Source organism: Adhaeribacter aerolatus (genome assembly GCF_007991635.1).
Taxonomy (GTDB): domain Bacteria; phylum Bacteroidota; class Bacteroidia; order Cytophagales; family Hymenobacteraceae; genus Adhaeribacter; species Adhaeribacter aerolatus.
Map to the genome: position 1 here is coordinate 40,909 of NZ_BJYS01000026.1, position 12,485 is coordinate 53,393.

The following is a 12,485-nucleotide window of genomic DNA, read 5'->3' on the forward strand; positions in this document are numbered from 1 at the left end:
AATATCGTTAATTCTTACAATATATTGTACGGATAATACCTATTATTTGGATTGCTCCTCATTCAGTGAAAATACCGGAATTATTACCGGTCCATCCGGACAATTCTGGGGGTAAAGGTGCCGAGTACTTCTACCAAATCGGCCTGGCTGGCCATAACGTGGTGAATATTTTTGTAAGCCATGGGCGCTTCGTCGAGGCCGCCGCCAATTAACTCTACGCCGTGCCGGGCCAATATTTCTTTTACATCTTTGGCCGAAATCGTATCCATTGCCTGCCGCCTGGACATAATGCGGCCCGCTCCGTGCGAAGCTGAATAAACGGCTTCTTCCACCCCTTTGCCCCGCACAATAAAGCCCGGTGAGGTCATAGAGCCCGGTATAATACCCAATACACCTTTACCGGCCGGGGTGGCGCCTTTGCGGTGTACAATTACTTCCCGGCCATCGCCTAGTTTCTCTTTCCAGGCAAAGTTGTGGTGGTTTTCTATCATAACCAGCGGCTTTTCGCCGAGAGCCTTTCCCAGGCGCTCGTGTATCTGGTGGTGGCAAGCCGACGCATAATCGCCGGCCAGGGTCATGGCGGCCCAATATTCCTGCCCTTCTTCCGAATCCAGATCGAGCCAGGCCAGGTGGCGGGCATGGGGCGGCAACTTGCGGTTTTGGGTAGCTAATTTGGTGTAGTGGTTGGCAATAGTTGCTCCTAAACCCCGCGAACCGGAATGCGATAATACCGCCAGGTAACTGCCGGCGGGTAAGTCAAATTCGTTTTGTTCGCTGGAAAGTTCGGCAATGCCAAACTCCACAAAATGGTTGCCCGAACCCGAGCTGCCTATTTGCTCGCGGGCTTTATCTTTGTTGGCTCTGGCTACGGCTATTTCTTTAAATTCCTGGCGTGCAAAGATGGGATCGTCCATCGGTTTTTCAAAGCCCTTGCCGGCCCCAAAACGGGTGTTATCGTTTAAAAATTGTTTGAGCTTGGCTTTATCTCTATCGAGCGTATGTACCGGCAAATCGTACAAAGTGAGGCACATGCGGCAGCCAATATCTACGCCCACCCCGTAAGGGATTACGGCATTATTCGTGGCCAGAACGCCGCCGATGGGCAAACCGTAACCCTGGTGCGCATCCGGCATTAAGGCCCCGGCTACTGTAACGGGTAAACTCATGGCTGTTTCCATCTGAAACACCGCGCCCGGCTCAATGTATTCGGCCCCGTACGTTTTAAAATCCAGGGCACCTTCGGTTAAGGCAATTTCCCGCAGCTTGTTTTTTTCGGCGTCCAGCTCCTGCACCAGTTTTTCGAGTTTCTTGTGGTGCCGGTATTTTTCCGGATTATGAAATAAATCGTTCAGGATGGCGAGCTGCTCGTCCTTGGCGGTACTCTTGTAATATTTATCCATTAAGTTCAGGGCCAGGCCGATGGCTTTGCCTTCGGGATAGCCTAAATCCAGGATGTCTTTGCCTTTCAGTTTCTCACGTGCCATAAATCTGCTTTAGCGCTTATAATTAGGTGCTAAATAGCTACGGCATTCGGCGGCGGAGTGTTGGTGTTTTAGTTATTTGCGTTACCTTGTTGCCCCATCTTTTCCGGAAAATATATTTGCTGAACGTTAATAAAAACTGGGTGCGCCACCATATTGCCCCATCACCAGGGCGGCGGCCCGCTGGGCTTCTTTGGTGTTGTATTTAAACGTCAGGCGCTTATAATTTATAACGTCTACAATGGTGCCAATAAAGCAAAAACCCGCCGTTAAAAGATAAACAACCCCCATACCAATATCGCCGGTAATAAACCGGTGAATACCAGCCGCGCCGAAAAAGCCAATGGCTGCCGTAATTAAAATTAGCATGGGATCTTTGCGCCGCGACCGGTAAATATTAGTAAACTGCTGGGCTTGCGCATCGTTCATGTTCTGCATCACCGTTTGCACAAAAGCCATTTCGTCGGGCTCCAGTTCGGGCATAAAGTTTAATACATTGGCCATGGCATTATATATTAATTAGTTATAGAAGGCTTATCACTTTCTAAATTTATAGAAAGAAACTATACGTAAATAAATTATTTCAAAAAAATCTTTATAAATGAATATTTTAACCACGGTTTGGCTGGGTAAATCCATTTGCCCCAGCTATATTCGGCAACGGCAATCAGGAAAAGGCAGCACATTATTTATATACTCTCGTCTGCTGCGCAGGAGGTTTTGCTAAAATATGGGTTGAAACCTTATTTAAATCAACTTAAAGCTTTACCACTTTATGACTGGACCAACCGCTGCCGGTATTTATTTGCAGCACGTATAAGCCGGCACTTAATTCCTGAATGTTGATTTTTTCGGCTACCTGTTTATTTACCACCATGGCTTCTTTTTGCCACACCAGGGTACCTGCTCCGGAAACTAACCGGAATAAAATTTTATCGCTCAAAATAGCGCCTGCTTTTACCTGTAAATCTTTCCGGGTCGGGTTCGGAAATAACACAATTTGCGTAGCTGGCGGTTCTGCCGCCTTATCTACCCGATGTACGGCTGAAGTTTCAGAAATACAGGCACCGACCTCAACTGTGAGGGTATAATCGCCGGTTTGCAGCGCCGGATAAGTAGCCGCCGTAGCGCCCGGTATAGCCGTTCCGCCCAGATACCACTGGTAAGTATAAGCCGGGTTAGCTGGCTCTGCCGCCGCCAGCAAATTACCGGTAGCCGTTATGGTTGGTTTTACCGGCTTTATGCAAAAAGCTTTTTCGACTGCCGCCGCGTGGTAAGCCGAATTTCCGGCCTGTACGGCTTTTACTTTTACTTCGCCGGCGCCCGTTAAAGTAAGCTGGTTTCCCTGCAAAGTAGCTGGCCCCGATACCACCACAAAACTAACCGGTAAGCCCGACGAAGCCGTGGCCGTTAAAAGAAAAGACGCATCGCCCAGGGTTTTATCCGGAATTTCGGTAAAGGTAATGGTCTGGTCTGATGCCGGTGGCGGTACACTATTTAACAGCAGCTTTTGTACGGCCGGTAAATTACCCGAACCCGGCAGCAACGCATACCGGCCCAGGAGCATATTATTATCGGGTAAGGTGAGCAGGCTGCTGACAAAAGCGGGGCTGCTCAGGTTGACGGAAAATTCGGTATCTACGGTGCCGTTGGCGTGCAGGCGAGCCAGATTCGTTTGGCTGGTACCGTTAACTGTGGTAAAAGAACCTCCAATTATTATCTTGCCATCTGTTTGCGGAGCAATTGCTAAAATTCTTTCGTTAGCATCATGGAGAGGCACGTTAAAGCTTGTTTCAATATGGCCATCAGCATCTAACCGGAAAAGTTTAGACGGATCGTTGGCACCCAGCCGGCCACTCAGCAATATTTTGGCATCCGGCAATAAGGCCAGACTATTAAAAGAGGTAAAAGCCTTTTCATCTAAAGCAAAACCATTATCGAGGCTGCCATCGGGGTTTAAGCGCGAAATAACTTTATAGAAAGATTGGCCGCCCGGCTCCGTAAACCGCAAGGTACCGGCCAGTATAATTTTACCGGCGTTTTGGTTAGCGCCGGGCTGGTAAAACATTCGCAGGGCAGCGCCCCGGTCCACGGCAGGGTTGAAAGATTCGTCTAAAGTGCCATTGCTGTTTAGCCGGGCCAGGCTAATCCGGGCTTTATCCGCTACTTTAGAAAAAATGCCGCTCACTATTACCCGGTTATCCGGCAACACCAGCATACTCCTGATTTCCGGTACCAGGTCGGGGTAGCCTTCAAAATCCGGGAAATTAGCTGTGTTATCCAGGGTGCCATCGGGGTTAAGTTTTGCCAGCGCCGGGCGGGGCTGCCCATTTACTTTTGTAAAATTCCCGCCCACCAATATTTTACCGTCCGGCAGCACATTTACCGCATATAGCTGTAGCGGGCCCTTGCTTTCGAAACGGGGAGTAAAGCTCATGTCCAGCCGACCATCTGCCAGCAACCGCACTAAACTGGCCCGGTCCAGGAGGCCGGCCCGGTAAAACTGGCCATACAATAATATTTTGTTATCGGGATGCGCTGCTATATAGGCCCCGGTACGGTACTGTAAAGACACGTTAAAACTGCCATCTTCGCTGCCGTTAGATCGCAGCCGGGCGAGGTGGATACATTCGCCGCCAACGGTTTTGTTGAAAGTGCCGGCTACCAGCATACCAAAAGGTAATACCCGGAAAGAATTAAACGCTGTGAAAGGCATCTGGTAATCAAAGGTATTATCCAGGGTGCCGCCGGCATGTAACCGAACCAGCGGCGCTTCTTTATCTACCCCGTTTACCTTATGAATAAAACCGGCAATTAATATTTTATCGTCCGGTAGTAATTGCATGGCTTTAACCGTATTAAAATAGGAGGTGTGCCCCGGGTCGTGTTCCTCTACGGCATCAAAACTGGTATCGAAAGTGCCATTGGGGTGTAAGCGACCCAGTACGAACGATAGGTCGCTGTTGTAGTTAAACAGACCGGCTATCAGAATTTTTCCGTCGGGCTGGAAGGCAAAAGTATGAATGCCGCCCAGAATCACGCCGGTAAAGGTTTTATCCACCGAACCATCGGGCAGCAGGCGCACCAAATCTTCAATGGCTTCGCCGTTTACGCTGGTAAAAAAGCCGCTCAGCAATATTTTATTATCCGGCTGTAAACCAATGCCCTGCATAAATTCTGCCGGGGTTTGGCCCGGAATGGCCGGTACTAAAGTCAGGTTAAAATTTGCATCGGGTGCACCGTTGGCATTAAATCGCACGACATTCTGTTTGGGCGAGTCTCTTACGGTAAAAGCACCCACCAGCAGGAATTTATCGTCGGGCTGTACCAATATTTTCGTCAGCAAAAAGCCGCCGGCATTGGGCCCCAGTTGTATAAAAAAGCTTTGGTCGGGGGTGCCGTCGGGGTTTAAGCGCACAACGGCCGGCTGCTGGGTACCATTAGGTGTTTTAACATACCCGCCAATCAATATTTTCCCATCCGATTGCGCCGCCATTACCTGAATGGTATAGTGGGCGATATCGGCGGTGAAACTATTATCCAGGAGGCCATCGGTGGTGAGGCGGGCCAATCCGACTTTAGGCTGGCCCTGTACTTTCTCAAAATTGCCGCGAATAAGGGTTTTGTTTTCCGGCAACGGCAGCAGTTGCGTAACCGTGCCGTTGGCCCAAACATCCGGTACCTGAAAATTGGGATCTAATGCTGGGTTGGTAGCTTGGGCTTGGGCAGTGTATTGGATGAGGAATATTAAAATAAAAAGCCACAGTAACATGGCCGAAAGGTCTTTTAAAGTCCTTTTGTTTTTCCGGATTAAGGGCTTGTAATTCATTTTTTTCAATAGTGTTATTTTATCAGATCGGGTATTCTGGAGCGGTTATTCGTTTATCCGGCAGGCGCCAATAAGGCGGCTAAAGCCTGCCCGGATGCTGTTTTAAACAGTGTTGTATTTATCTGACTTTTCTAAAAAGCATTTTGCATAGGCACATCCGGTTATATTTTTGAGGTTTCTGTTTACGGCCGGCATTTTTCTCCCGGATTTGGGCCCAAACTGGCGCGCCCGCTTCAACAAGATACCATCCGGCATTTTAAAGTTGCATCGGCCTCTGGCGCAAATCAATTTTTATCTGATTAATGCCGGAATTAGCGGTTTGAATAACTGGTATCAGACCTTGAATAAGGGGTGGGTAAGGGCTTCTGTTTAAAGCCGGAAGCTTCGGCAAGCCGGCAGGCGAATTTATTTAGAACCAACAGCTAGTAGCTGGTGTAAAGAAGAAGGATAGCTATAGCACCTTGCCTTTAATATTGGGCTGTTCCGTAATAATAGGTTTGTTTTGCCGCTGGAATATTTGTTTAGCCTTGAGCCGGCGTAAAGTATAAAATATGAGGTTTGGGTAGGTACAAATTATGCCTGGCAGAAGGCTGACGCGTTAGTAAACCTCAGTAAGCTGGCTTGTTGTTAAAGCGCTTTGTTAATAATGCTCACGTCTTTTTTAATCTTGGCGGCCCATTCTTTTTGCCGGGCAATATTGTTACCGCCGCTGGTTTCCTGATCATACAATTCCTGGTAAGCGGTCATGTCTTTTATATATTGTTGCAGCCGGTTTTCTACCTGTTCTTTTTGCCGGGCGGTTCTATCCAAACTGTTTAGCTCCAGTTCCAGGGTTTCGGCATATAGATGCGCAATGTCAAAATGTAGTTGCTCGTGCGCCAGGGTATAGGCCTCTTTATAAGCAGCTTTCACCCACGAAGCATCGGTAAAGGCTACCGCCACAGCATCGTACCGGGCTTTGCCGGTCCAGAAGTTTACTTTCTTAACCTGCAGGTTAATGGTTACGGTAATTTGTGCCCCATTATGCCGGTCGGCAGGTTTTGGTTTACCTTTAAAATCGGCCCAGGTTAATTTCCGCTCCATACTGTAAATCAGAGTATCCCGTTGCTGGCCTAAGCCACGCAACGATAAAAACAAACCGAACACAACCAGCAGGCAACTTCTCATCTAATCTTTTTTAATTTTTACCGACCACCAGCGGTACTTACCGCAGGCGCAAAAATGGCCTTTAGTAAATACGGTTAAACTTTTCTACGTTTATGCAAATACTGTTCCGTAAGCCAAGTTGGCTTTCCCAAATTTGCTCTTCCGCCCGCACCGTACGCTACAAATTTGTTTTACTCATAGGGTTGTTCCCTGGTGCAGCAGCTTTCGCCGTTTCCTTTACCTGATTATACCCGTATGTTCAGCTTTCCGCTGATAAACCAGGCGAGCACTTCGTAGAATTAAATAATTGTAGGGCTGGACCGGTTAGCGGAGCTTTCTTTCCTTCGTGTCGCGCTGCCGTCTTAAATTGATGATTCTGAATTTTAGGCTATCATACCACAATCCTAATAATAACATGGTGGCCGGTATAAGTAAAACGTACAATTCTAGATAAGGGTAGAAGATGCCCCCGGCTACGCCGCCCGTGAAGAAAAAAATAATAATTCTTAACCGAAGCCGGATGGTAGCCAATAACTTTTGCTTTTGCTCTTTTAGTTTGTAAAAGAAGAGTTGGGATAATTCGATACCCAGGTCGGTGAAAAGCCCGGTTAAATGCGTAGTCCGGACCAGCGCGCCGGAAATGCGGGTTACCAGCGAGTTTTGTAAACCCATGGCAAAAAGCAAACTAAAGGCAATCAGATTCGCGTTGCCGGGTTTTAACAGGTTACCGGTTAAGGCCACCGTAAACAGAATCAGGCTTTCTATCAGGGTTGGAATAACATAAACAAAGCGCTCACTTTTACGGGTAATTATTTCTACGAGCAGGTTAGAGACAAACGAACCTAAAAAGAAAAACAGGATGTAAGAAAAATATACCAGGCTTTGCGCGAATTGAAGCTTAAAAACTTCATCGATAAAAAAAGCAAAGTGCCCGGTAACATTGGTGGTTAATCGCTGCACCGATAAAAAGCCGGCCACATTAACCATACCAGCCACAAAGGAAAGGAGAGAGGCTATTTTCTTATTATGGCTTATTGTTCGGTTCTTTCCCCGGTGTCTGAACATACTCTTTACCAATCAACGCACCTTTACAGATGGTTTTATTTATGATGAACCAGCGCGTATAAAGCCGCCAGGATCATTCGCCGTTTTTATAAATTTCTAATGGCAACGGCAAACCGGTACCCCCGAAATTAAGTAAACCCAAGGTGTTACCCCCGTGGTTTTTATCCGGTTTTAGCTAATCGTTTTTACAAATTATTAATTCGGCAAAAGTTAATGGTAAAATGTTGAATTTTTAATAAATTGAAAAGCTTTAAACAGAAGTAAAGTGTTTGAGCCATAATTTAGAAGCATAGAGCGAGCGCATGAATTTATTAACCCAACTAATCCTAAGCCTGATATTCCTCGCTTTTGCCCCGCAGAACCAGCAGGCGCCGGCCGCCAGCCAGGGCATTCTGGGTACCATTACCCTGCGGGAAGGTAATTTTATGCCGGGCCCCAACCGGAAAGACAAAATGCAACCGGTAGCGGCGGGTAAAATAGCTCCCCGCGAAATATTTGTGTACGAATTAACCAACCTGAAACAAGTAAAGGCCAACGGGCCGTTTTACAGCGAACTAAAATCTAACCTGGTGGCAAAAGTAGTTTCCGGCGAAGATGGCTTATTCCGGGTAGATTTAAAACCCGGTAAATATTCGGTTTTCTCGAAAGAGCCCGGTGGCCTGTTTGCCAACCGCCTCGACGGCGACGGCAATATTTACCCCGTAGAAGTTACCGAAAGCCGCCTGACGCTGATTGATTTTATTATTGATTATAACGCTAGTTATTAAATAGGTAGCTAATTAGAAGTTAGTTTTTGCTTGCCTTTATCTAACGATAAGCTAGATTTTTATTTTCTAAAATTGCAATTGCGCAAAAAGGAGAAAATCCTGTTTGGAGAGGGCAGGCGGAGTAAAATACCTGTTCAGTTTTTTATTTTAGAATTATATGCTGTAAAATCCTCCCCCTGCCCCCTCCAAAAGGAGACGAAAAAATTATTCAGAATAGCTACTACACCTATTTCTATTTTATGAATTTTATTTTATCCCCGTTTAAATAAGTTTATCAATTAGAGGCAGTACTTCTTTTATTCCCTAAACAAATCGTACCTTTGCAAATTATTTCTCAGGCGAACCATTCTATTTAACCATTGGTTTAGGATTAAGCTTGATAGTGCCAATTTTGCAAGAAAATACGTGAAAGTAAGAAGTTTAAAAAAAGATAAGGTAAACGTTATTACCTTAGGTTGTTCTAAAAACCTGGTAGATTCCGAAGTGCTGATGAGCCAGTTACGCGCCAACGATATGGCCGTGGTGCACGAGTCGGAGAAAGACGATGCCAACATCATTATTATTAACACCTGCGGCTTTATCGATAACGCCAAGCAGGAATCCATTGATACCATTCTGCAATACGCCGACGAAAAAGAAGCCGGCCATATTGATAAATTATACGTTACCGGTTGTTTATCGCAGCGTTACAAAGATTCGCTGGAAACCGAGATTCCGCAGGTTGATGCTTTTTTTGGTACCCTGGAATTGCCCCAACTACTCAAAACCTTAGAAGCCGATTACAAACACGAATTAATTGGCGAGCGCCTGCTGACCACACCCAAACATTACGCTTATTTTAAAATTGCCGAAGGCTGTAACCGGCCGTGTTCGTTTTGCGCCATTCCGCTGATGCGCGGCAAGCACGTAGACCGCTCTATCGAAGATTTGGTAAAAGAAGCTACGCGCCTGGCCGCCATGGGTACGAAAGAATTAATATTAATTGCCCAGGATTTAACGTATTACGGCCTCGAAAAATATGGCGAGCGCAAGTTAGCCGATTTAATGCGCCGGCTATCGGACGTAAACGGCATCGATTGGATTCGGTTGCAGTACGCCTATCCGTCGCAGTTCCCGATGGACGCGTTGAAAGTAATGGCCGAGCGGGAAAATATTTGCAAATATTTAGATATGCCGTTGCAGCATATTTCGGATAACATGCTCAAAACCATGCGCCGCGGCATCAGCAAGCGCCGCACCATTGAACTGGTAGATAATATTCGGCAGCAGGTACCGGACATCGCCTTGCGCACCACCTTAATTGCCGGCCACCCCGGCGAAACCCAGCAGGACTTTGAAGAACTGTACGACTTTGTGGAGCAGACCCGTTTCGACCGCCTGGGTATTTTTACCTACTCGCACGAAGAAAGCACCCACGCCTTTACTTTACCCGACGATGTACCGGCCGAAGTAAAGCAGGAACGCGCCGATGCCATTATGGAATTGCAGCAAGGTATTTCTTTAGAACTGAACGAAGCACGCGTAGGCCACACCTACAAAGTATTATTCGACCGGAAAGAAAGCGGTTATTACGTGGGCCGTACCCAATACGATTCGCCGGAAGTAGACAACGAAGTGCTGGTACCTGCCAAAAATGCTTACCTGCGCATCGGCGATTTTGCCAACGTCCGCATCACCGATTCTACCGATTTTGATTTGTACGGCGAAGTAATCGCTTAACGGAATTACATTGAATGCAAAGAAATCCGCGCTGGACACAGCGCGGATTTTTTGTTTCCGGGTATTCCGGCATAAATGAGCGAAGCTAATTTTTATTTGAATTTATAATATGCTTGGCTAGAGCTTCACCTAATTAGAAATTAAAAATTATGAATTTTAGATTAGAAGAGCTATTTTGATTTATCAGTCTTCGTCTAGTTCTAAAATCTATTTTGGAGAAGTACCAGCAGATCAATGTAGAACTTTCGTACAAGCCCCAAAGGGGCGTAATATACCAGCGATGGGTGTAGCCCATCGAAAATGCAGATACATTTAAAAGCCCTGAAAGGGCGAAATATTTCACGGAAATCAATTCGAACATCATACAAATAATGGGGCAGTCACTGGTAAAGAACTACATTCACCTCATATTCAGTACTAAGCACCGGATGCCCTTGATACAGCCAAGAGTGGAAGCAGAATTGCATCAATATTTAGGCGGTATCTGCAACAACCTGGAATGCATTCCTATCATCGTAGGCGGCTATACCGACCATATTCATGTTTTGTGTTTGCTCTCCAAGAAAATAGCTTTAATAAAATTGATGGAAGAATTGAAGTCGCATTCTTCTAAATGGATAAAAACGAAAGGAGATGATTATGCAAGCTTCTATTGGCAGGAAGGGTATGGTGCTTTCTCCATTAACCCCAGCGAAGTTGATACAGTTGTAACGTATATTTCCAACCAGAAAGAACATCATCAGCATAAAACTTTTCAGGAAGAGTATCGGGCCTTTCTGAAGAAATACCGGGTGCCGTATGATGAACGGTATGTTTGGGATTAGCTATTTCGCCCTTTCAGGGCTTAGAAAATAATGCTTGTTTTCACAGGGCTGCACCCTGTGCTAGGTTATGGTGCCCTTTCAGGGCTGAAGGACTTAGATAATTACTTCAGCTTTGGCCTGCTCATCCAAGAGGGCTATCAGAGGAAGCAGTTATTAAGCCGACGCCAAGTAAAACCGGCCGTTAAAAAGCTGCCACATATCGCTGCGTCCACACTTGCGGCAGGTGGGTTTACCACGTTTTTCTATCTAATTATCAATTTCCTTTTAAGGCACGGTGGATGGTGCAGCAGCTTTGCTATTAATCGTTGCCTACCGCTGACAATCGGAAAAACTTGGTACCTTTACAGGCGTTAAACGGAGCTTTAGGCGGTTGTGGATAGAATTTTATTCTTTCTGCTGCCGCCTTGGTTCTTTTTCTCCAAAAAAAATGTAATAAACCCTATTGAGATAATAAGTTAAGAATGGAAGTAAATAGCACGTTTTGGATTGGATTCAATCTTTTTGTTCTCCTGATGCTCGCCCTGGATTTGGGCGTCTTTAACCGCAAAGCCCACGTGGTATCGGTTAAAGAGGCATTAACATGGTCGGCGGTTTGGATATCGCTTTCCCTGGTTTTTAATGTCCTGGTCTATTATTGGTTCGGCGAGCACAAGGCCGTGGAGTTTTTAACCGGTTACGTTTTAGAGAAGACCCTCAGCGTCGATAATATTTTTGTATTTGTACTCATATTCAAATACTTCCAGATACCTTCTATGTATCAGCACAAAATTTTGTTCTGGGGTATTTTGGGCGCCCTGCTGATGCGCGTGATTTTCATTTTTGCCGGCGTGGCCTTAATCGAGAAGTTCCACTGGACGATTTACCTGTTTGGCGTTTTCCTTATTTATACCGGTTACAAAATGTTTACCGAGAAAGATAAAGAAATGGAGCCGGAGAAAAATCCGGTTATCCGGTTTTTCCGGAAAATAATACCCGTTACGAACCAGTTGGAGGGCGATAAGTTTTTTGTGAAGCAGGCCGGCAAGTTACATGCTACGCCACTATTCCTGGTGCTTATCCTAATTGAGGTATCTGACCTTATTTTTGCGGTGGATAGCATCCCCGCCATCCTGGCCATTACCCAGGACCAGTTTATCGTTTATACATCCAACGTTTTTGCCATTCTGGGCTTGCGTTCGCTGTATTTCGCTTTGGCCCACGTAATACACCGGTTTGTGTTTCTTTCTACCGGCCTGGCCATTATTTTAATATTTGTCGGCCTCAAAATGGTAATGATAGATGTCTTCAAAGTTCCGACGTTTATTTCCTTGCTCGTTATCGCGTTTATCATTACGGTTAGTATTGTGTTTTCCTTAATTAAAACAGCAAAGGAAAAGAATGACGCAACAGACGAAACGGTATAAACCTCTATAAAAGCGGCCAGTTTGGAAGGAGGCAGAAATGCATGCCTTGCAAGCTGGCTGTTAAAATGTTTCGGTAAACGCAGTGGCAATCACTGGCATGTTAGTCCTGACAGCAACATAACCATCTTATCGAACTCAACGCCCATTTACGCCAACAGTAGCGCCGTCAATTATACTGTGCTAAAAGGCATTGTTAATGTGATATTATTAGAATACCATACTTCTGTATTGAGCGCAGTGGTATCTTGTAG

Annotated in this window: 9 protein-coding genes; 4 read left to right on the top strand and 5 right to left on the bottom strand. The window is 45.9% G+C overall.

From position 1 onward, the window contains the following. Window positions 1-83: 83 nt before the first annotated feature. From AAE02nite_RS16965 to AAE02nite_RS16985, 5 genes are all read right to left on the bottom strand, one after another. Window positions 84-1,484: an RtcB family protein gene (locus tag AAE02nite_RS16965; protein WP_146900251.1), complete on the bottom strand. Its 1,401-nt coding sequence runs from the start codon at window positions 1,482-1,484 to the stop codon at window positions 84-86. 126 nt (window positions 1,485-1,610) lie between these two features. Next, window positions 1,611-1,985, bottom strand: a complete 375-nt coding sequence (locus tag AAE02nite_RS16970) for a TM2 domain-containing protein (RefSeq protein ID WP_146900254.1) — start codon at window positions 1,983-1,985, stop codon at window positions 1,611-1,613. Window positions 1,986-2,238: 253 nt separating this feature from the next. Then, window positions 2,239-5,310, bottom strand: a complete 3,072-nt coding sequence (locus tag AAE02nite_RS16975) for a T9SS type A sorting domain-containing protein (RefSeq protein ID WP_146900258.1) — start codon at window positions 5,308-5,310, stop codon at window positions 2,239-2,241. Between the two features lie 627 nt (window positions 5,311-5,937). Continuing rightward, complete coding sequence (locus AAE02nite_RS16980; RefSeq protein ID WP_146900261.1) at window positions 5,938-6,477, bottom strand: DUF922 domain-containing protein; 540 nt, start codon at window positions 6,475-6,477, stop codon at window positions 5,938-5,940. A gap of 303 nt (window positions 6,478-6,780) precedes the next feature. Further along, window positions 6,781-7,521 carry a YoaK family protein gene (locus tag AAE02nite_RS16985; protein ID WP_146900264.1) on the bottom strand — a complete coding sequence of 247 codons (741 nt, stop codon included), beginning with the start codon at window positions 7,519-7,521 and terminating at the stop codon, window positions 6,781-6,783. 302 nt (window positions 7,522-7,823) lie between these two features. Here AAE02nite_RS16985 and AAE02nite_RS16990 point away from each other — a divergent pair, with 302 nt between their 5' ends. The 4 genes from AAE02nite_RS16990 (at window position 7,824) to AAE02nite_RS17005 (ending at window position 12,234) form a co-directional block, all read left to right on the top strand. Then, the gene (locus tag AAE02nite_RS16990) at window positions 7,824-8,288 is read left to right on the top strand and encodes a carboxypeptidase regulatory-like domain-containing protein (protein WP_146900267.1); all 465 of its coding nucleotides are present in this window, start codon (window positions 7,824-7,826) and stop codon (window positions 8,286-8,288) included. A gap of 405 nt (window positions 8,289-8,693) precedes the next feature. Next, window positions 8,694-10,007, top strand: a complete 1,314-nt coding sequence (gene rimO / locus AAE02nite_RS16995) for a 30S ribosomal protein S12 methylthiotransferase RimO (RefSeq protein ID WP_146900271.1) — start codon at window positions 8,694-8,696, stop codon at window positions 10,005-10,007. Window positions 10,008-10,378: 371 nt separating this feature from the next. Then, window positions 10,379-10,831: an IS200/IS605 family transposase gene (gene tnpA / locus AAE02nite_RS17000; protein WP_146900274.1), complete on the top strand. Its 453-nt coding sequence runs from the start codon at window positions 10,379-10,381 to the stop codon at window positions 10,829-10,831. A gap of 461 nt (window positions 10,832-11,292) precedes the next feature. Continuing rightward, complete coding sequence (locus AAE02nite_RS17005; protein ID WP_146900277.1) at window positions 11,293-12,234, top strand: TerC family protein; 942 nt, start codon at window positions 11,293-11,295, stop codon at window positions 12,232-12,234. The last annotated feature ends 251 nt before the right edge of the window (window positions 12,235-12,485 follow it).